Origin of the sequence: Novosphingobium clariflavum (genome assembly GCF_026420865.1) — a bacterium.
Taxonomy (GTDB): Bacteria; Pseudomonadota; Alphaproteobacteria; order Sphingomonadales; family Sphingomonadaceae; genus Novosphingobium; species Novosphingobium clariflavum.
On record NZ_JAPCWC010000002.1, the window covers coordinates 257,500 to 276,672 of the forward strand.

General features: G+C 65.8%; 18 protein-coding genes. 7 read left to right on the forward strand and 11 right to left on the reverse strand.

Translation table 11 applies throughout. The annotated features are described in order from the left end of the window. Positions 1–9 precede the first annotated feature (9 nt). From acuI to cysD, 5 genes are all read right to left on the reverse strand, one after another. A complete protein-coding gene (gene acuI, locus OKA11_RS03545; protein ID WP_267218840.1) occupies positions 10–993 on the reverse strand; it encodes an acrylyl-CoA reductase (NADPH) in 984 nt (327 codons plus the stop codon). A gap of 141 nt (positions 994–1,134) precedes the next feature. Then, a complete protein-coding gene (locus OKA11_RS03550; protein ID WP_267218841.1) occupies positions 1,135–1,803 on the reverse strand; it encodes a TetR/AcrR family transcriptional regulator in 669 nt (222 codons plus the stop codon). Between the two features lie 73 nt (positions 1,804–1,876). After that, positions 1,877–2,614: a 3'(2'),5'-bisphosphate nucleotidase CysQ gene (locus OKA11_RS03555; protein WP_267218842.1), complete on the reverse strand. Its 738-nt coding sequence runs from the start codon at positions 2,612–2,614 to the stop codon at positions 1,877–1,879. Then, the gene (cysN, locus tag OKA11_RS03560; protein ID WP_267218843.1) at positions 2,614–4,572 is read right to left on the reverse strand and encodes a sulfate adenylyltransferase subunit CysN; all 1,959 of its coding nucleotides are present in this window, start codon (positions 4,570–4,572) and stop codon (positions 2,614–2,616) included. Before cysN ends, OKA11_RS03555 begins: the two co-directional genes overlap by 1 nt. After that, complete coding sequence (gene cysD, locus OKA11_RS03565) at positions 4,572–5,477, reverse strand: sulfate adenylyltransferase subunit CysD (RefSeq protein ID WP_267219003.1); 906 nt, start codon at positions 5,475–5,477, stop codon at positions 4,572–4,574. Before cysD ends, cysN begins: the two co-directional genes overlap by 1 nt. A gap of 196 nt (positions 5,478–5,673) precedes the next feature. Between cysD and OKA11_RS03570 the strand changes: the two genes are divergently transcribed. Next, on the forward strand, positions 5,674–6,678 hold the full coding sequence (locus OKA11_RS03570) for a helix-turn-helix transcriptional regulator (protein ID WP_267218844.1): 1,005 nt from the start codon (positions 5,674–5,676) through the stop codon (positions 6,676–6,678). A gap of 80 nt (positions 6,679–6,758) precedes the next feature. Here OKA11_RS03570 and OKA11_RS03575 read toward each other — a convergent pair whose 3' ends face one another. Genes OKA11_RS03575 through OKA11_RS03585 form a run of 3 tightly spaced genes read right to left on the reverse strand, consistent with a single transcriptional unit; the run spans position 6,759 to position 9,829 of the window. Next, entirely contained in the window at positions 6,759–8,006 is a 1,248-nt protein-coding gene (locus tag OKA11_RS03575; protein ID WP_267218846.1) for an MBL fold metallo-hydrolase, read from the reverse strand. 1 nt (position 8,007) lies between these two features. Next, positions 8,008–9,015, reverse strand: a complete 1,008-nt coding sequence (locus OKA11_RS03580) for a zinc-dependent alcohol dehydrogenase (protein WP_267218847.1) — start codon at positions 9,013–9,015, stop codon at positions 8,008–8,010. 22 nt (positions 9,016–9,037) lie between these two features. Continuing rightward, on the reverse strand, positions 9,038–9,829 hold the full coding sequence (locus tag OKA11_RS03585; RefSeq protein WP_267218848.1) for an SDR family NAD(P)-dependent oxidoreductase: 792 nt from the start codon (positions 9,827–9,829) through the stop codon (positions 9,038–9,040). A 170-nt stretch (positions 9,830–9,999) separates the two neighbouring features. Here OKA11_RS03585 and OKA11_RS03590 point away from each other — a divergent pair, with 170 nt between their 5' ends. The 3 genes from OKA11_RS03590 (at position 10,000) to OKA11_RS03600 (ending at position 12,779) form a co-directional block, all read left to right on the forward strand. Next, positions 10,000–10,896, forward strand: coding sequence for a helix-turn-helix transcriptional regulator (locus OKA11_RS03590; protein ID WP_267218849.1), 897 nt, complete (start codon positions 10,000–10,002; stop codon positions 10,894–10,896). Positions 10,897–11,043: 147 nt separating this feature from the next. Further along, positions 11,044–12,225 carry a sulfotransferase family protein gene (locus tag OKA11_RS03595; RefSeq protein ID WP_267218850.1) on the forward strand — a complete coding sequence of 394 codons (1,182 nt, stop codon included), beginning with the start codon at positions 11,044–11,046 and terminating at the stop codon, positions 12,223–12,225. Positions 12,226–12,305: 80 nt separating this feature from the next. Then, positions 12,306–12,779 (forward strand): VOC family protein, encoded by a 474-nt coding sequence (locus OKA11_RS03600; protein WP_267218851.1) that lies wholly within the window; start codon positions 12,306–12,308, stop codon positions 12,777–12,779. A gap of 80 nt (positions 12,780–12,859) precedes the next feature. Here OKA11_RS03600 and cofH read toward each other — a convergent pair whose 3' ends face one another. Genes cofH through cofE form a run of 3 tightly spaced genes read right to left on the reverse strand, consistent with a single transcriptional unit; the run spans position 12,860 to position 16,913 of the window. Next, positions 12,860–15,178, reverse strand: a complete 2,319-nt coding sequence (gene cofH, locus OKA11_RS03605) for a 5-amino-6-(D-ribitylamino)uracil--L-tyrosine 4-hydroxyphenyl transferase CofH (protein WP_267218852.1) — start codon at positions 15,176–15,178, stop codon at positions 12,860–12,862. Between the two features lie 11 nt (positions 15,179–15,189). Further along, positions 15,190–16,134, reverse strand: a complete 945-nt coding sequence (cofD, locus tag OKA11_RS03610) for a 2-phospho-L-lactate transferase (RefSeq protein ID WP_267218853.1) — start codon at positions 16,132–16,134, stop codon at positions 15,190–15,192. Beyond that, on the reverse strand, positions 16,131–16,913 hold the full coding sequence (gene cofE / locus OKA11_RS03615; RefSeq protein ID WP_267218854.1) for a coenzyme F420-0:L-glutamate ligase: 783 nt from the start codon (positions 16,911–16,913) through the stop codon (positions 16,131–16,133). Before cofE ends, cofD begins: the two co-directional genes overlap by 4 nt. An 85-nt stretch (positions 16,914–16,998) precedes the next feature. Between cofE and npdG the strand changes: the two genes are divergently transcribed. The 3 genes from npdG to OKA11_RS03630 are packed head-to-tail and all read left to right on the forward strand — an operon-like array spanning position 16,999 to position 19,161. Then, on the forward strand, positions 16,999–17,649 hold the full coding sequence (gene npdG / locus OKA11_RS03620) for an NADPH-dependent F420 reductase (protein WP_267218855.1): 651 nt from the start codon (positions 16,999–17,001) through the stop codon (positions 17,647–17,649). Further along, complete coding sequence (gene cofC, locus OKA11_RS03625) at positions 17,646–18,290, forward strand: 2-phospho-L-lactate guanylyltransferase (protein WP_267218856.1); 645 nt, start codon at positions 17,646–17,648, stop codon at positions 18,288–18,290. The genes npdG and cofC overlap by 4 nt, the downstream gene beginning before the upstream one ends. Positions 18,291–18,303: 13 nt before the next feature. After that, entirely contained in the window at positions 18,304–19,161 is an 858-nt protein-coding gene (locus tag OKA11_RS03630) for an SDR family NAD(P)-dependent oxidoreductase (RefSeq protein ID WP_267218857.1), read from the forward strand. The last annotated feature ends 12 nt before the right edge of the window (positions 19,162–19,173 follow it).

The window sequence follows — 19,173 nt, forward strand, 5'->3', positions numbered from 1 at the left end:
CCGGCTGCATCAGGCGTTCACGTCAACGATGTAACGGCCGGTGACCTCTCCGGACATGAACTTGCGCGCAGCCTCGATGGCGTCTCCCAGGCCGATGGTCTGGCCGATGGTGTCCAGCGCCGCCGGGTCGAGATCCTTCGCCAGACGGTCCCAGGCCTTCAGGCGCTTGGCCTTGGGGGCCATGACGCTGTCGATGCCGAGCAGCGAAACGCCGCGCAGGATGAAGGGCATGACGGTCGAGGGCAGATCGAAGCCCTGCGCCAGTCCGCAGGCGGCAACCGCGCCGCCGTACCTGGTCTGCGCAATGGCATTGGCCAGAGTGTGGCTGCCCGCCGTGTCGACCACGCCCGCCCAGCGCTCCTTCTGGAGCGGCTTGCCCTTTTCGGCGAGTTCGGCGCGGTCGATGATCGTTTCCGCACCCAGCGCCTTCAGGTAGTCCGCCTCGCCCGGCTTGCCGGTGAGCGCGGCGACCGAGTAGCCCAGCTTCTTGAGGATCGCGATGGCAACCGAGCCGACGCCGCCGGTGGCGCCGGTGACGAGGATTTCGCCCTGATCCGGGGTCACGCCCCAGTCCACCAGCGCATCGACGCAGAGCGCGGCGGTGTAACCGGCAGTGCCGATCGCCATGGCCTGCTTCGGCGTGAAGGCCGCAGGCAGCGGCACCAGCCAGTCACCCTTCAGCCTGGCCTTCTGCGACAACCCGCCCCAGTGCCCCTCGCCCACGCCCCAGCCGTTGAGCACGACGGTATCGCCCGCCTTCCAGTCGGCATGGCTGCTTTGCGTGACGGTGCCAACAAGGTCGATCCCCGGCACCATCGGGAACTTGCGCACGACCGGCGAGGCGCCGGTGACGGCAAGGCCGTCCTTGAAATTGAGCGTCGAGAAGGCGACGTCGATGGCGACATCGCCTTCGGGCAGCGCGCTTTCGTCGAGCTGCTGGAGAGTGACCGTCTGGCCCTCGTCGGTCTTGTCGATCACGATAGCGGAAAACATGGCATACTCCCTCAAGGGCCGCTTTGGAGCCCGGCGATGCAGGCCCTAGCTGAAAGGGAATATGCATGGCCCCGTCAATGCCGCCGCCCCATGCCATCGCCTAGGCGAAGCGCCATCACGGACAGGGTATCGGCCCAGCGGTCAACCGCCGGGCGAGACCCCGTGCGCGGCCAGCAGGTCCGCCACTTTCGGGAACGCCTTGGCGCGCATGGTGCCGTACATCGAAAGCCGCAGGATCTCGCGCGAATAGCGGCGCGACAATTCCCGCCGCTCGGCCTCGTCGGCAGCATGGGCGCGGGCAAGGATCGGCCAGAAGAACACGCCCGCAAGGTTCATCACCGAATAGACTTCGAAATCGATGCCGGGTTCGGCCAGATCGGTGCCTGCGAAGCGGCCGAGCGAGCCGCAATACTCGCGCCAGAACGGATCCTGCGACGGATCCGGCGAGGCCAGCACCTGCTGGAGCCAGACACGGCAGATGTCGGGATTTTCCATCGCGAAATCGGCCAGCCGCTCGGTCAGCGACACGACGTCCACTTCCTCGACCTGGCGCTCTCCGACAGTTTCGGGATCGCCGAACACGGCGTGGAACAGCTTGTCGGACACCCACTGGATGGTCGCCTCGATCAGCTTCTCGCGCGTTTCGAAATGCTGGTAGGCGGTCCCGCGATTGACCGCGGCGAGATGGGCGACGGCGGAGAGGCTGACGCCCTCGGGCCCGTCCTTGGCGAGGAGGTTCGCCGCCGCATCCAGAATGACGGCGCGCGTCGCGACCGGATCGCGCGTCCTGCGCCGTGTTTTCGCCTCCATGCCCGCCCCTCCCGTTATCAAAGGGCGAGCATAGCGGCAGGCTTACTAATCGACAATGTTGATCAGCTTGACTTCAGAGGAAGGCTTTCACCTTGTCGAGCACCAGTTCGGCATGCTCCTTCCGGCAGATCAGCAAGTCCGGCATATAGACGTCCTCCCGATTGTAGACCAGCGGACTGCCGTCGATGCGCGAGACGTGGAGGCCCCAGCCGAGCGCGACCGCCGCGGGGGCGCAGCTGTCCCACTCGTACTGGCCGCCGGAGTGGAGGTAGATGTCCGCCTCTCCGCGCAGGATCGCCATGGCCTTGGCCCCGGCCGATCCCATCGGGACGAGTTCCGCCCCGATCTCTTCGGCCACGCCGGTCGCTTCCTTGGCCGGACGCGTGCGGCTGACCACCATGCGCAGCCGCTCAGGCGCGGGCGGCACTTCGCCCGGCTGGTCGGAGCGCAGGACCACACCCGCGCCGGGGAGCGCGACCGCCCCCAGCACCGGCGCGCCGTCCACCGCCATGCCGACATGGACCGCCCAGTCGGCCCGTTCCTCGCCATATTCGCGGGTGCCGTCGACCGGATCGACGATCCACACCCGCGCCTTGGCCAGACGCTCGGCATTGTCCTTTTCCTCTTCGGAGAGCAGCCCGTCCTCGGGGCGCTGCTCGCGAAGGGCGTGGCAGAGGAACTGGTTGGCGGTCTGATCCCCCGCCTTGCCCAGCGACTTGCCCGAGAACAGGCCGGAACCCCGCACGTCGAGCAGGATCTTGCCCGCCACTTCGGCCAGATGCGCGGCGAGATCGCCGTCGGTGAGGCTCATCAGGCGTCTCCCAGCAGCGTGTCGACGATGAGGTTCGCCGCCTCCTCGGGCGAGATCGCCGTGGTGTCGATGCGGATTTCCGGGTTGCGCGGCGCTTCGTAAGGGCTGTCGATACCGGTGAAGTTCTTCAGTTCACCCGAACGCGCCTTCTTGTAGAGGCCCTTGACGTCGCGCGCCTCGGCCACCTTCAGCGGCGTGTCGATGAACACTTCGAAGAACTCGCCTTCCGGCAGCATCGAGCGCACCATCTCGCGGTCTGCCTGGAACGGCGAGATGAAGGCGGTGATGACGATCAGGCCCGCGTCGGTCATCAGCTTCGAGACTTCGCCGACGCGACGGATGTTCTCGATACGGTCGGCCTCGGTGAAGCCCAGGTCCTTGTTGAGGCCGTGGCGCACGTTGTCACCGTCGAGCAGGAAGGTGTGCCGGTTCATCCGGTGCAGCTTCTTCTCGACGAGGTTGGCGATGGTCGACTTGCCGGAGCCCGAAAGACCGGTGAACCACAGCACCGCCGGGCGCTGGTTCTTGAGGCCTGCGTGCTGCTTGCGATCGATGTCCACGGCCTGCCAATGCACGTTCTGCGAACGGCGCAGCGAGAAGTGGATCATGCCCGCCGCCACCGTGGCGTTGGTCATCTTGTCGATCAGGATGAAGCCGCCGAGCGTGCGGTTGTCGGCATAAGGTTCGAAGACGATCTGCTTGTCGGTGGTCAGTTCCGCCACGCCGATGGCGTTGAGCTCCAGCGTCTTGGCCGCCAGCTTCTCCATCGTGTTGACGTTGACTTCGTACTTCGGCTCCTGGACCGTCGCCGACACCATCTGGGTGCCGATCTTCAGCCAGTAGGCGCGGCCGGGCACCATGGCCTCGTCCGCCATCCACACGAACGTCGCCTCGAACTGGTCGGCGGTCTGCGGCGGATTGTCGGCAACCGAGATCACCGACCCGCGCGAGCAGTCGATCTCGTCCGCGAAGCACACGGTGACCGACTGGCCGGCAACCGCTTCTTCCAGATCGCCGTCGAAGGTGACGACGCGCGTGATCGTGCTGGTCTTGCCCGAGGGCAGGACGCGGATCTTGTCGCCCGCCTTCACCGAACCGGTGGCGATCAGGCCCGAGAACCCGCGGAAATCGAGGTTCGGACGGTTCACCCACTGCACCGGCAGGCGCAGCGGCTTGTCGGCATCGACCGAGGAGAGAACCTCCACCGTTTCCAGATGCTCGACCAGCGGGATACCGGCGTACTGCGGCGCCTTGTACCACGGGGTCTTGTCCGAGAGCGTGGTGATGTTGTCGCCCTTGAAGCCCGAAATCGGCAGCGCGGTGAAGCTTTCGATGCCGATCGACTGCGCGAACTCGGTATAGTCCGCCAGGATCTTGTCGAAGACCTCCTGGCTGTAGTCCACCAGGTCCATCTTGTTCACGGCCAGGACGATGTTCTTGATGCCGATCAGGTGGCACAAGTACGAGTGGCGGCGCGTCTGCACCAGCACGCCCTTGCGCGCATCGATCAGGATCACCGCAAGGTCGGCGGTGGAAGCGCCGGTGACCATGTTGCGGGTGTACTGTTCGTGGCCCGGGCAGTCGGCGACGATGAACTTGCGCTTCTCGGTGTTGAAGAAGCGATAGGCCACGTCGATGGTGATGCCCTGCTCGCGCTCGGCGGCAAGACCGTCGACCAGCAGCGCGAAGTCGATCTCCTGCCCCTGCGTGCCGACCTTACGGGAATCCGACTGCAGCGCGTCCAGCTGGTCCTCGAAGATCATCTTCGAATCGTAGAGCAGGCGCCCGATCAGGGTGGACTTGCCATCATCGACGCTGCCGCAGGTGATGAAGCGGAGCATCGTCTTGTGCTCGTGCTGCACGAGATAGGCGTCGATGTCCTCGGCAATCAGCTTGTCGGTGACATAGACAGCTTCCTTGGTGGCGTTCTGCACCGTTTCAGTGTCGCTCTGTCCCATCAGAAGTACCCCTGCTGCTTCTTGACTTCCATGCCGGCACCGCCGGCGTCCTTGTCGATGGCGCGGCCCTGCCGCTCGGATGTGGTGGTGAGCAGGGTCTCCTGGATCACGTCGGGAAGCGTCTTCGCCTCGCTCTCCACCGCGCCGGTCAGCGGGTAGCAGCCGAGCGTGCGGAACCGGATCGAGCGTTCGACCGGAACCTCGCCTTCCTTTAGCGGGAAGCGCTCGTCGTCCACCATCAGCAGCATGCCGTCACGCTCCACGGTGGGGCGCTTCTCGGCAAAGTAGAGCGGCACGATGGGGATGTCGTTGAGGTGGATGTACTGCCAGATGTCCAGCTCGGTCCAGTTGGAGATCGGGAAGACGCGGATCGATTCCCCGCGCGCCTTCCTGGCATTGTAGAGGTTCCACAGTTCCGGGCGCTGGTTCTTCGGGTCCCAGCCGTGCGAGGAGGTGCGGAACGAGAAGATGCGCTCCTTGGCGCGGCTCTTCTCCTCGTCGCGGCGGGCGCCGCCGAAGGCCGCGTCGAAGCCGTACTTGTCCAGCGCCTGCTTCAGGCCCTCGGTCTTCCACATGTCGGTGTGGAGCGCGCCGTGGTCGAACGGGTTGATGCCCTTCTCGACCGCCTCGGGGTTCTGGTAGACCAGCAGCTCCATGCCGCTCTCACGCGCCATCTTGTCGCGCAGCTCGTACATCGCCTTGAACTTCCACGTCGTATCGACATGGAGCAGCGGGAACGGCGGCGGCGAGGGATAGAACGCCTTGCGGGCAAGGTGCAGCATCACCGCGCTGTCCTTGCCGACCGAATAGAGCATCACCGGCTTTTCAGCCTCGGCGACGACTTCGCGGATGATGTGGATGCTCTCGGCTTCGAGACGCTCCAGATGCGTGAGTGTTTTCATCAGGCCTTCCTCTGCCCTTGGGCTCACGCCCGTTCGGCTGGGTGTCAAACTGTCCCGATCCGAATCGCAGGGATGACATTTCCGCGAACCTCCCATATGGGAGGTCATGGCCCTTACCAGCAACGACGAGACCGATCTCCTCATCCCGCTCTTTCAGGGAAGTGCCGAAAATCCACGATTTTCGACATTTCTGGAAAGATTGCGTCGCCGCACCCAGGCCGATTACGTAAGCCTGATCCTTCGCATGGGCGATGGCGCCCATGCCGCAATCGTCGAAAGCCATGCCGGAATCGACTTGCGCAAGCGCGCCCGCGAGTCGGAACAGCAGGGGCCGTTCGACCTTGACCGCTACCTTTACGACAGCCTGCGGCCGGGGCGGGTCTATTCGATCGGGGAGATGATCGATCACGATCCGGTGGCGCGCGCGGATCGCAACCGGCGCATGGCCAAGCTTGGCATCAGCGACGAGCGCGTGGTGCGGATCGCCGGCGGCGAGCGCTACAGCGCATGGCTGCTCATGGCCCGTGCGCGCGAGTGCACCGCCGCCGACAGCGCCCTGCTCTCCAGTCTGGCACCCTACGTCGCCATCGCGGTCGAGAACCTCGTGGTGATGGACCGCGACCGGCTGGCGGCACGGATCAACGCCGTGGGGCTGGAGCGCACTGGCAAGGGCTGGATGCTTCTGGACGCCGAAGCGCGCGTTGTGGCGGCCGATCCCGCGCTGGCGGAATTCTGGCAAACGCACTGCGGCGCGGCGCTGCGCCCGGGCGAACGCGTGCTGGGCCTCGATCTCGCCGCCGAGCGCAAGCTGGCGGCCATCGCGGCAGAAATGGCGCAGGACCGCACGCTGTCCGCAAGGCCGCTGTTGCTGCGGGACACCCCGCATATCGAGGCGCTGCTGATGCCCGCCGAAAATGCGGAGGCCCTTGCCGCACCGGCGATCCTGGCGCTCTGCACCCTGCCCCGCCCGCATTCGGATCAGAGCGCCGAACGACTGGCCGCCGTCTTCGACCTTCCCCGGCGAGAGGCGGAACTGGCTATGGCGCTGGCGGACGGCCACTCCATAGCCGAAGCGGCGGAGCGCATGGGCCTGACGCTGGAAACGGCGCGCAACTATTCCAAGCGGCTCTACGCCAAGCTGGGGGTGCGGGGGCAGGCAGAACTGGTGCGGCTGGTGTACCAGAGCAGCGCGGTCATGGCGTAAGGCGCTTTCCCAACGCTGCCCCCCCAAAAAAAAGTACCCTCGAACCCAAAACCTTCGCGGGGACGGCGGATGCTGGCAGATCAATCGCCCAGCTTGGCCTCCATCGCCGCGATTTCCGAACGCAGCCACATCGTCTCGGACAGGTTCCTGCCGCCCGAAGCTGCCAGCAGCGCCTCATGGGCGGCCTTGCGCACGGTCAGCGCCGCCGCATTGTCCGGCTCGGCACTGAGGGCGATGTCGGTCAGGTGCACAGCCTCCAGCGGAGCGCCTGCATCCAGCTTCACCTGCGCCCGTTCGGCCAGCCTGGCCGCGCCGCCAGCCAGTTCGACCAGATCGCCATCCACGCTGGAACGCGGCACACCATAGAGCGCCGTCGTGCCGTCCTCATAGTGCAGCCAGCCCGCGTACTCGCGCCAGATCGACTTGACGGCCCAGGCTGCCTTGCCGTGGAATTCGCCGATCTCCAGCCCCTCGGGCCAGGCAAATTCGCGCATCAGCCTGTGCACGTCCTTGCCCGCCTTCATGCCTTCCAGCGTGTATTCGCGCACGTAGCTGACCGCCGCGTGCATCCTGTCGAGATCGGCGCGGATGCGCTCGGCTCCGCGAATGACCTCGCCGTGGCCGGTCACGACGATCTCGGCCCCAAGGTCGCGGATCGTCTCCAGCGACTTCAGGTAGTTGCGCACCAGACGCGGCTTGTCGCCGCGCAGGGTGTTGAGGAACGGCATCGATAGCCAGACCGGACCGAAGACGTTACCGGTAAAGGCGATCTTCTCCTGGGGCAGCCAGACCGTCAGCGCGTCGATGGTCTCGCCCTCGGGCGTGGAGATCAATTCGAACGTCCGCCCGCCAAGATCGATGGTCAGGCGGCGGTCGACGAGGATATCGGGAACCACGTGCGGGGCCGGCTTGGGCGAACCGCCGCGCTTGAGCGTCGCCCCCCAGAGCTTCCCGCTCCTGGGCCCGAAGAAAGGCTGGAGGTCCATCATGTCCGAAAGCGCTTCATTGAAGCCCGGCCCGCCAACGACTTGCGTGCCCTGCTCCAGGAATTCCGGCACGCCGCCGAAGTGGTCCGCATGGCTCTGCGTCAGGATGATGAAGGCCAGCGGCCCGGTGCGATGCGGGGTCAGCAGGCGCTTGGTGCGCTCTGCATTATCCATGAAGCCGGTGTTGATCATGACGTCGCCCTCGGACGTCGTCACCAGGTAGGCGTTCGAGATGTCGTTGGCCTGAAACACGAAATCGGTGACCGCGATAGCCTCGGCCTGCTCGTCACCCGAGCGGACCAGCCCCGCCAGCTTCGGACCGGCATCCTTCCTGTCGGCCATCTCAAGCCTCCTCGATCCCGATCATGACTTTGGCGGACTGCGGCGTCGCGGCAATTTCCAGGCCCTTCATGATCTCGCTGAACGGCAGCTTGTGACTGATCATCGGCGCGATCTTGTCCTTCAGGCGGGGCATGGCGGCGACCACTTCAGGCATTTCGGTGGGATAGCCGACCGCCGTGGTGATCGTCATCTCGCTGGTCAGCATGCGGCCGACCGGGAACTCGATGGGCCGCATGTAGGCGGCGGTGATGACCAGCCGGGCATGCAGCTTGGCCATCATGATCACGTCGGTCAGGATGCCTGGCGCGCCCGCCGCGTCGATGAAGGCATCGGTGCCCACGCCCACGCGGCCATAGCTTGGCACTTCGCCGTGCAACCTGGCCAGTTCCGCCCGCAGATCGACCTTCGTGGGATCGAGCGCGGCCTGCACGCCAAGGGCCCGCGCGCGCTCCAGACGCTCTTCGGAAAGGTCCAGCGCGACGACATCGGTCACCCCGCGATCGACCAGCCAGAGCAACATGCCCAGTCCGATCGGCCCGCAGCCGAACACCACGACCTTGTCGCCCGGCTTCACATCGGCGCGGTTGACGCCGTGCATGGCGACGGCCAGCGGCTCGCACATGGCGGCGACGTCGTAGGAAATGCCCTCGGGGATCGGCAGGATGGAATCGCCGAGGCGCGCCTCGCGCACCAGCAACTCCTGCGTGAATGCGCCTTCCGGCCCGCCCGAACCGATGTTGCTGGGCGTCATCATCGGATTGACGATGACGGCATCCCCCACCGCGATCCCGGCGACTTCGGCGCCGACTTCCATCACCTCGCCCGCGCCTTCATGGCCTAGCGCGGTCTCCACGCCCGGCGGAATGCCGCCCATCTTGATGTAGGACAGGTCCGATCCGCAGATGCCGACCGACTTCATCCTGACGACCACGTCCTTCGGCCCGGCCGCCGGACGTTCGTAGGCATCGAGGCGAACGTCGCCTTGCCCATGGATCTTGAGCAATTCCATCGCGTCTCTCCCCTGGCCCCGCTTAAGGACGAACCATGTAACCGCCGTCGATCGTGACCGTCTCGCCGGTCATGAACGAACTGGCGTCCGAGCAAAGATAGGCGCCGATGCCCTCGAAGTCGGCCGGATAGCCGGTGCGCTTCATCGGGATCGTCGGCGCGAAATGCGCGGCCACGGCATCGGCGCGGGCTCCCTCGCCCATCATCGGCGTGATGACGAGGCCCGGCGCCACGACGTTGGCGCGAATGCCCAGCGGCGCCAGCTCGATGGCCAGACAGCGGATCGCCGCTGCCACCGCCGCTTTCGATGCGGCATATTCCATCTTGCCCGGCAGGCCCTGGAACAGCGAGAGCGAACCACAGGCGACAAGGCTGCCGCCGCTTTGATCTCCCGCCTCCACGCGCTCCTTCATCAACCGCGCGCCTTCACGCAGCGTGAAGAAAGCGCCGTCCAGCGCGGTCTTCTGGAATTCGTACCAGTGCTCGGTCGGCATCTCGAAGGCCGAGTTGTAGCGCGGGCTTGCACCGGAGTTGGCGAACACGCAGTCCACCCGGCCGAAATCGACCATCACCTGCTCGTAACCGGCCTTGATGTTGGCTTCTTCCGAAACGTCGACCTGATAGGCGATCACCTTGCCTGCGCCGGCCGCTTCCAGTTCGGCCTTGGCCTTCGCGCTCTTTTCCGCGTTGCGCGCCCAGATCGCGAGATCGCCGCCCATCTTGGCCACGCCCATGGCAAAGCCGAAACCGATGCCGCCGTTGCCGCCGGTCACCACCGTCACCTTGCCCGTGCAATCAAAAAGGCCCTTGGCCATCATTCTCTCCTCGATCCCTCCACCGACTTTCCCGCCGGCACTTTCGTTGGCGCGATGTTTCCCGTGGGCAGCTTGTCCCGCAAGTGTGGCAATCGTAGAATTCGGGCCCTATCCAAGCATCAGGGACACGAATTCGGGCCAGCGGCCCGACACGTCCCGGAGAGCCTGCCATGCCCGAAACGCAACTCGCCCATTCGCCAACGATGATTGTCGACGCGGAACTTTCCGCAGCCGGAATCACCGCGCAGATCGTGCGCTTCGACATTCCCGAACCGACCGACACGCGCCACGCCCTGGGCTCGGGCTATCACGTCAACATGTGCCTGACCCCGCGCCCGCTGGACTCGCGCGGCGGCTATCGCGAGCGCTGGGGCCCGCACCGGTTCGAACGTCTGGGCGACATCTTTGCGATCCCCCCCGGAGAGGCGCTCTACATTCGCGGCGGCAGCGGCCGACAGGCCTCGTTGGTCTGCACCATCGACGCCGCGCTGGTGCACGACCTGCTCGGCCGAGACCTGCCGTGGGACGATGCGCACCTCGCCGCAGCGCTCGACATCGGCAGCGCGCATGTGCGGGCACTGCTGTTCCGTATCACCGCCGAAGTGCGCCATCCCGGCCTTGCCGCGCAGCGCATGCTGGAACTGCTGGGCGGCGAACTGGCCATCGAGCTTGGACGCTACGGCCTCGAAGTTGCCGAAAGACCGACGACCGGCGGCCTTTCCGGCTGGCGGCTGCGCCTGATCGAGGAACGCCTGGCCAGCGACCTCACTTCCCCGTCGCTCAAGGATCTGGCCGCGATGTGCGGGCTCTCCGTGCGGCAGTTGACCCGCGGCTTTCGCGTCAGCCGCGCCTGCTCGATCGGCGACTATATCGAACAGCGCCGGATGGAAGCTGCCAAACGCCTGTTGATGGAAGGCGAAAGCGTGAAGACGGTCGCCTTCGCCATGGGCTTTGCCTCCCCTTCCAGCTTCACGTTCGCGTTTCGCCGCGCCGTGGGCGCCAGCCCCAGCACGTTCCGCCAGCGGCAGGCGCGCGCCTTGTCCTCGATGGCCTCCGCCGCAGCATGAGGGGCGGCGGGTCTTGGCCCATATTCGACATTACGTCCTGATCCGTCATGTCAGCCGCATTGCCAAGGCGGCTCTCCCGCTGGCTATCTCATGGCGATGAGGCCGCCGCAGCGGCCCGCGCCGAGACACGGGAAAGAGGATCACGAAATGGCCGAACACCTCACGATGGATAAACTTGTCGGTGATGCACTCGTCGAGCAGGCGATGAACGAGACCGGCATCCACACCTTCGACAACGACACATGGCGCGAAGGCTTCGACGTTCTCGTGGGCGATTTCAACGCAGGCATCGCGCGCGGTCAATATACCGAGGGCGGCATAGCCCGCGCGAAGGCGGACATCGTGCACTATCTGCGCGGCCGCCTGAAGATCTCCGACTACCTGCGCCAGAACCCTGAATTGCTCAGTCGCCCGGTCGAAAAGCCGGTCTTCGTGATGGGCGTGCCGCGCACCGGCACCACGTTGCTCTCGAACCTGCTCGCCGCCGACCCGGCGCGCCGCTCGCCGCTGACCTGGGAAATCGACGATCCGGTCCCGCCAGTCGCCTCGAAGGAGCTGCTGACCACCGACCCGCGCGCGCAGGCCCGTCTGGCGCAGGAAAAGGCGATGCTCGAGGCCAATCCGGCGATGGGCAAGTACTATCGCGGCTCCGCCGTCTATCCGAACGAGTGCGTGTTCTTCATGGCGCACGACTTCAAGACGCTGATGATCGATTCCAAGGGTAAGCTGCCGGGCTACAAGGAATTCATCTTCTCCTGCGACATGACCAGCGCCTACGAGTACCACAAGAAGTTCCTGCAAGTGCTCCAGCAGAACGCCGGCGGCGTGTGGAACGTGAAGAAGCCCAGCCATGCGCTATGGCTGGAGACGATCTTCAAGGTCTATCCCGACGCCCGCGTGCTCTGGGCGCACCGCGATCCCTTCACCGCCACCGGTTCGCTCTGCTCGATCATCTCGCTCAGCCACATGGCACACATGGGCAAGCCGGATACCGCGTGGCTCAAGGAAAACTACACCTGGCAGGCCGCCGAGCACGCCAACCGGATCATGGATTTCCGCGACAGGCACGGCGAGGACAAGATCATCGACGTCCACTACGCCGATATGACGGCCGACCCAATCGGCACCATGAAGAAGGTCTACCGGCAACTGGGCGACGAATGGACCGCCGAGGCCGAGGCCGGGATCCAGCAGTGGGTGGACGACAACCCGCAGGACAAGTTCGGCAAGCACGAATACAAGCTGGCCCAGTACGGCATCGACAAGGCCGAACTCGAACCGCTCTTCGAACGCTATCTTTCGCGCTACGACGTCGCCCGCGAGGGCTGAGACGGCGAGCTCCTTCCAGGCCCGTCGCCCTCGCCGGGGCGACCGGTCCGGGGGCCCGCGCAAGACTTCAGGAGAGACCCATGCTTGAAGGCCGCCATTACCAGAACGCCTACGTCTGCGACAATCTTGAAGCCGGGATCGACCTGCTGCGCGGACGCGGGCTCGTCCGGGAACCGGTGATCATCCCGGTGGACCAGCACGTGCTCACGCCGCAGGGGCTGAAACGCCAGAAGGGTCGGATCTGCTTCATCTGGATCGGCGAACTGCAGATCGAACTGATCGAGAGCGAGATCGACGAGGTAGGCATCTACGCCGGTTGCCAGTCCAACGGCGGGGCGCTTCGCTTCCACCACGTCTGCTTCGGCGTGAGCGACTGGGCGGACTTCCGCAGGCGGGTCGACAGCCAGGAGTTTCCCATCGCCATGGAGCGCGAGCCTGATGACAATCCTAACGGGCTGAAGTTCCTCTACCTCGATGCCCGCAAGGTCTTCGGGCACTACATCGAATATACCTGGATGCCCGAGGCCATGTGGCAGCACATCAAGGCCATGTAGGGACGGCGCCGGACAAGGGCTTGATGCCTGCCGTTTGCAGGATACCCCCTTCCACGCCGCGCCCGGGATCCTTGCTCCGGTCAGACCGTCTCCAGCAGAACCTCGCCATAGAGGGTGGTGCGCTGCTTCAGCGGCCGTCCGACCGCCGCCGCCGCCGCCCGCAGGTCCTCGATGGTGGCACCTTGCCCATGCGCGGCTCCGGCCGCACGGCTGATGCTTTCATCCATCAGGACCCCGCCCAGATCGTTGGCACCGGCGGCCAGCACCGCAGCGGCCCCGTCCATGCCCAGCTTCACCCAGGAGCACTGGATCGAGTTGATCGCCCCGTTCAGCGCAAGACGCGCGATTGCGTGCATCATGACCGCCTCGCGCCAGGTCGGCCCCTTGCGGCACTGTCCGCGCCGGAAGAACGGCGCTTCCATGTGCACGAGCGGCAGCGGCACGAATTCGGTGATGCCGCCGGTTTCGAGCTGGAGATTGCGCAGCGCCAGCAAGTGCCGCGCCCAGTGCCCGATGCCTTCGAGATGCCCGAACATTACCGTGGAGGTCGTCGGCAGGCCGACAGCGTGCGCGGTGCCGACCACGTCCAGCCATTCCTGCGTGGTCAGCTTGCCCGGGCAGATCTGCTCGCGAATATCGTCGCAAAGGATCTCGGCCGCCGTACCGGGCAGCGAGCCCAGCCCCGCGTCCTTGAGCATCGCCAGATAATCCCGCACCGGCATGCCCAGCGTTCGCGCGCCCTGGCTCACTTCCAGCGGAGAGAAGGCGTGGACATGCAGGTCCGGGCACGCCGCTTTCACTTCGCGCAAGATCGAAAGGTAGGTTTCGCCGGTATAGCTCGGGTGGATGCCCCCTTGCAGGCAGACTTCGGTCGCCCCGCGCTCCACCGCTTCGCGCGCGCGGCCAGCGACTTCGGACAAGTCGAGATTGTAGGGCTTGTCGCGGAAACCCGCCTTGCTGCTGGTCTTCGAGAACGCGCAGAACGAGCAGGTGTGCGTGCAGATGTTGGTGTAGTTGATGTTGCGATTAACGACGTACGTCACTGTATCGCCGCTGACTTCGGCGCGCAGCGCGTCGGCCGCGGCCACCACCGCCCGCGCCGCCGCACCGCGCGTGGCGAAAAGGGCAGCGATCTCGTCCTCGCTCAGCGTCACGCCGCTCGCCGCACGATCAAGAATGCGATGGAGCGAGGCTGCGACCGGGCCGGTATGGACCTGCCCCAGCGGAGCGCGGACACTGCCCGGTGCATGCTGATCGGCCAGACCGGGGCTCCAGACGCTGTCGCGCGCCAGCCCCTCGGCATCGGCATGGCGCAGCACTGCCGGGCGGATCGCCGGATCGAGCCATGAACGGTCCTCGCTCATCACGAAGCGCGGATAGACCGTCAGGCGTTCGACCAGCGGCAGGCCCTTGGTCGCGCAGATCGCACGCAGCCGCTCCACTTCGGGCCAGGGCGCTTCCGGGTTCACATGATCGAGCGTTACCGGAGAAATCCCCCCCCAATCGTCGATCCCCGCGTCGATCAGTTCGACAAGCCGCTCGTCATTCAGATTGGGCGGCGCCTGTATCGAGACTTCGTCCGGCAGCAGGATGCGCGCGGCGGCGACCACGCGCAGGAAATCCGCCTCGCTCGCCTCCGCTGCGCGGGCCATCTTCGTTCCCGGCTTGGGGCAGAAGTTCTGGACGATCACTTCCTGCAAGAGCCCATGCTCGCGGTGCAGATCCCGCAGGGCGATCAGCGCGTCGATCCGTTCTGCCGCCGTCTCGCCGATGCCGATCAGCACGCCGCTGGTCATCGGCACCCGCGCCCGGGCCGCGGCCGCCAGCGAGGCGAGCCGCAGCGCGGGAGCCTTGTCCGGCGAGCCATGGTGGCACATGCCCTTTTCCAGCAGCCGCTCCGACGTGCTTTCCAGCATGAGCCCCACCGAGGCCGCGACCGGGCGCAGCATCCGGTAGTCCTCTTCCGCCAGCACACCGGCGTTGATGTGCGGCAGCAGGCCGGTTTCCTTCAGCACCAGTTCGGCGCAGTGGCGCACATAGTCCACGGTGCGCGCGAAGCCCCGCTCCGCCAGCCAGTCGCGCGCGGCAGTATAACGACGCTCCGGGGCATCACCCAGCGTGAACAGCGCCTCCCGGCAACCCGCAGCGGCCCCGGCGCGGGCTATGTCCAGCACTTCCTCAGGCGTGAGGTAAGGCGCTGCGAGCCGCGAGGGCGTCGTCGCGAACGTGCAGTAGTGGCAGACGTCCATGCACAGGCGCGTCAGCGGAATGAAGACCTTGGGCGAATAGGTCATCCGCGCCGGACCATTGGCATCGCGCCGCGCCCTTGCCCGCGCGGTGACGTCCTCCAGCGGAGCCGCCAGCAGCCATGCCTTCAGCGTGTGGCTATCATCCTGCATCTGCTCACCCTTCAGATGCCTGCGAGGGCAAGCACCTCCTTCGCGAGCCTTGCCCTGTCGGCGGCTTCGCGCATCATTGTCATCGTCACGGTGACCCCGAGGCCCCGTGCCTGCAAGCCAGAGACATCGGCCTCATCGGCATGGTCGATCAAGAGGTGGTCGAGAAGATCGCTGTAGTGATGAGCGATAGCCGAATTGCTCACTGCCTGCCCCCGCTCGGCCAGCATCTTGGCGAGCGGGCCTTTCACCGAGGTTCCGCCGACAATCGGCGAAACCGCGATCAGCGGCACCCGCCGCGCCGCCAAGGCCGCCCGCACGCCGTCGACGGCGAGGATCGGATCGACGCTGAGGAACGGGTTGGATGGGCAGACGACGATGGCGGCGAGGTCTTCCCGTGCCAGCGCATCGGCAAATCCAGGCGAGGGTTTTGCCCCCGGCACACCCTCGAAGCGCACGTCGGAAACAGCTGCAACGCATTGATCCCCCACGAACCAGCGCTGAAAATCGGTCCAGCCTGCCTCGGTCAGCACCTGGGTACGCACCGGATCGTCGCTCATCGGAACGACCGCGTGGGCGATGCCGAGTTCACGCGTCAACTGCGCCGTCACTTCGGAAAGCGTCTCACCTGCACGCAGCCGCCATGACCGCGCGATGTGCATCGCCATGTCGCGGTCGCCAAGGTTGAACCACCCTTCTTCACCCAGCGCGCGGAGCATGGCCATGGTCTGCCACGTCTCGTCCTTGACGCCCCAACCGCGCTGGGTGTCGTTGAGACCGGCCAGTGCATAAGTCACAGAATCCATGTCAGGACATATAGTTAGGCCAAGATGCTCGAAATCATCGCCAGTGTTGACGATGATCGTGAGGTCTTTCGGTGCCACGACTGCAGCAAGCCCCGCAGCCAGCTTCGCCCCGCCAACGCCGCCTGAAAGCGCAAGGACGTGCTTACAGGTCACCGGAACATGTCCTGCTCGATAGGCCGAAGCCCGCTTACCGCGCCCGGTCCGTCTTCTTCGGTCACCCAGCGCTCGCAGCCGCGCACCAGCGCAGCCGGAGTGCCTTCCGCACCCTCACCCATCGCCAATGCCGCCATGGCGGCCACCGAGTCTGCAACCCCGATCACGGTGGCCTGAAGCGTGCGTCCGTAAAGATCCTGCGCACGGCCACGGCGGTCCTCCAGAACGGTCAGCCCCGCACAGCCGATGGCATGGCCCAACGTGCCAATCCGCCAGGCCCGCCCCATCGAATCCGCGATCACCACGCCGATCCGCACTTCACACTTTTTCTGAAGTTCACCCCGCAGCACCCGCGCCGACGCATCGGGATCGAGCGGCCAGAGCAGCACCCGGCCAGCTTCTCCGCCTTCCACGTTCGATGCGTCGATCCCGGCATTGGCCAGCACGTGCCCGGTGCGATGCGCCGCGATCACGGCCGCCGGAGTGCGGCGCAGAACCTGGGAGCTCTCCTCAAGTATCGCCTGCATCATCTCAGGATCACGGCCGGTTGCGTGGGCAAGTTCATGCGCCTTCTCAGCAGCCACGAACGCCGCAAGATCGCGCGTACGGCCCTCAACCTTGGAGACGATCTTCTGCGCAACCACCAAGATATCGCCATCGCGTAACCGGTCGTCTTCGCCTGCGAGGCTCGCGCATATCGCTTGCGCAATCGACATTCCGGTAGCGAACATAGGTAGCCCCGTCAGCGGTCGCACGGTCAGTTCTGGATTTCGCTTCATCGGCCCTCCCGAACCACCATGTCTAAAGCGGCTGCACCGGGAACGACAATGACAACGACCGAGAATTCGCAGGGGAGATGATCTGATGGCAGCAATCGCGGTGATCGGCGGGACCGGCGCGCTGGGCAAGGGCATTGCCCGAAGGCTCGTCAAGGCGGGGCATCAGGTGACGATCGGATCCCGCACGGCGGACAAGGCCCGGGCAACGGCCGAGGAACTTGGCGCAGCTGGGCATAGCGAGAACGGCGAGGCCGCGCGAGGCAAGGACGTGGTCATCGTCGCCGTGCCCCATGCCTCGCAAGGCGAGACCCTGCGCCAGATCTCGGGCGTGATCGGCTCGGCCGTGGTCGTCGACACCACCGTGCCGCTGGTGCCGCCCAAGGTCATGCGCGTGCAGCTTCCCGCAGAGGGCAGCGCCGCGATGCAGGCCCGCGAGCATCTGGGGCCGGACGCCCGCCTCGTCACCGCGTTCCACAACGTCTCTGCCCACCACCTCGACAGCGATCACGCCATCGACTGCGACGTGCTGGTCTTCTCGGACGATGTGGAGGCGCGCCAGACCGTGATGGACCTGTGCCCCGGCATGGGCCTGCGCGGGCTTTCCGGCGGTGCCCTTGCCAATTCGGCAGCGGCCGAGGCGCTCACCTCGATCCTCATCTACATGAACAAGACCTACAAGGCCGACGGGGCCGGAATACGCTTCACCAACCTCACCGCAGCGCCCGAGGTACCGTGAGCTGCTGGGCGCTCATCCCGGTCAAGGCGCCGGGGTTGGGCAAGACCCGGCTTGCCTCCGCGCTCGATCCCGACGAGCGCGAGGCGCTGGTTTCAGGCATGTTGCGCCATGTCCTCGATACGGTACGCGGCTGCCGGGCGATCCGGCGTGTCTGCGTGCTGGGTCCGGCGCGGCCCAATCTGGGTAGCGGGGTGCTGCGTTTCGACGATCCTGGCCCCGACCTCAACGGGGCGCTGGAAAGCACGGTATCGGCCATCACCGCAGCGGGGCCGGAACGTATCCTGGTGCTGCCGGCAGACCTGCCGTGCATCACCGCCGCTGACATCGAACGGCTCGTGGATCTGCCGCACGATGCACTGGGAATCGCCCCGGACCGTCATCGCACCGGCACCAACGCGCTGTCCCTGCCATTACCGGCAGGGATCTGGTTTCCTTTCTCCTTTGGTCAGGACAGCTTCTCAACCCATTGCGAAAGCGCGATAAATCGCGGACTTACCGTGGAGACGATCCTCTCCTGCGGACTGGAGAAAGATATAGACGACCCTCTCGATCTCGCTGATGCTGTTCGCGTTTTGAGGCGTGTCTACAACCCGGCGATCGACGGTTGGCCACGCCCGGGAGGCCGAAAACGGCCCGGTTGAAGGGAGAACGGGTGTGGATGCCTCGGTCATCGACCTGTCGGGGAAAGTCGTGTTCGTCACCGGTGGCGGCGGCGGGATCGGGCGAGCGATCGCACTCTCGATGGCCGACATGGGCGCGGACGTCGCGATCCTCGAGTTGGTCCCCGAACGCTGCGACCAGGTCGCCGAACTGATCGAGGCCCGCGGACGCAAGGCGCTGTGCATCGCCGGCAATGCGATGGACGTCGATGTCGTGCAGGATGCCGTTGCCAAGGCGGCGCGCCATTTCGGGCGGCTTGACGTGCTGGCGAACAATGTCGGCGGTGTGTCCCGGCGGCCCTTCGCGGACCTCACCGAGAAGAACTGGCGCCGCCATATCGATCTCAACCTCGTCTCCAACCTTGCCGCCACGCAGGCCGCGCTGCCGATCATGATCGAGAGCGGGCGTGGAGGTTCAATCATCAACGTCACCAGCATCGAGGCGTCGCGCGCGGCGCCGGGCTTCGCGGTCTATGCCGCGTGCAAGGCCGGGATCAACAACCTCACCCGTACGCTGGCGGTTGAACTTGCCCACCACGGCATCCGCGTGAACGCCATCGCGCCCGACTATACGGTAACGCCGGGCACGCGCGGCCAGTTCACCGGGCCGGTCGATCCGCAGCTCTGGCATCGCCCCTCGCCCGCACAGGAAGAGGCGATCCGCCGCCGCATCCCCCTGGGCCGTGCAGGCGTCGATGAGGAATGCGGCCGCGTCGCCGTGTTCCTCGCCTCGAAGCTCGCCAGCTACGTTACCGGCACGATCATCCCGGTCGACGGCGGCACCTGGGCTTCCGGCGGATGGGTGCGCAACAGCGATGAGAACTGGGTGCTGCCGCCCGAGCCCACCGATTGAACGAGAGACCGC

Bases quoted from the DNA above. Each gene is read 5' to 3' on its own strand.
- acuI (WP_267218840.1), bottom strand. From the start codon at position 993: ATGTTTTCCGCTATCGTGATCGACAAGACCGACGAGGGCCAGACGGTC.
- OKA11_RS03550 (WP_267218841.1), bottom strand. From the start codon at position 1,803: ATGGAGGCGAAAACACGGCGCAGGACGCGCGATCCGGTCGCGACGCGC.
- OKA11_RS03555 (WP_267218842.1), bottom strand. From the start codon at position 2,614: ATGAGCCTCACCGACGGCGATCTCGCCGCGCATCTGGCCGAAGTGGCG.
- cysN (WP_267218843.1), bottom strand. From the start codon at position 4,572: ATGGGACAGAGCGACACTGAAACGGTGCAGAACGCCACCAAGGAAGCT.
- OKA11_RS03575 (WP_267218846.1), bottom strand. From the start codon at position 8,006: ATGGCCGACAGGAAGGATGCCGGTCCGAAGCTGGCGGGGCTGGTCCGC.
- OKA11_RS03580 (WP_267218847.1), bottom strand. From the start codon at position 9,015: ATGGAATTGCTCAAGATCCATGGGCAAGGCGACGTTCGCCTCGATGCC.
- OKA11_RS03585 (WP_267218848.1), bottom strand. From the start codon at position 9,829: ATGGCCAAGGGCCTTTTTGATTGCACGGGCAAGGTGACGGTGGTGACC.
- OKA11_RS03590 (WP_267218849.1), top strand. From the start codon at position 10,000: ATGCCCGAAACGCAACTCGCCCATTCGCCAACGATGATTGTCGACGCG.
- OKA11_RS03595 (WP_267218850.1), top strand. From the start codon at position 11,044: ATGGCCGAACACCTCACGATGGATAAACTTGTCGGTGATGCACTCGTC.
- OKA11_RS03600 (WP_267218851.1), top strand. From the start codon at position 12,306: ATGCTTGAAGGCCGCCATTACCAGAACGCCTACGTCTGCGACAATCTT.
- cofH (WP_267218852.1), bottom strand. From the start codon at position 15,178: ATGCAGGATGATAGCCACACGCTGAAGGCATGGCTGCTGGCGGCTCCG.
- cofE (WP_267218854.1), bottom strand. From the start codon at position 16,913: ATGAAGCGAAATCCAGAACTGACCGTGCGACCGCTGACGGGGCTACCT.
- npdG (WP_267218855.1), top strand. From the start codon at position 16,999: ATGGCAGCAATCGCGGTGATCGGCGGGACCGGCGCGCTGGGCAAGGGC.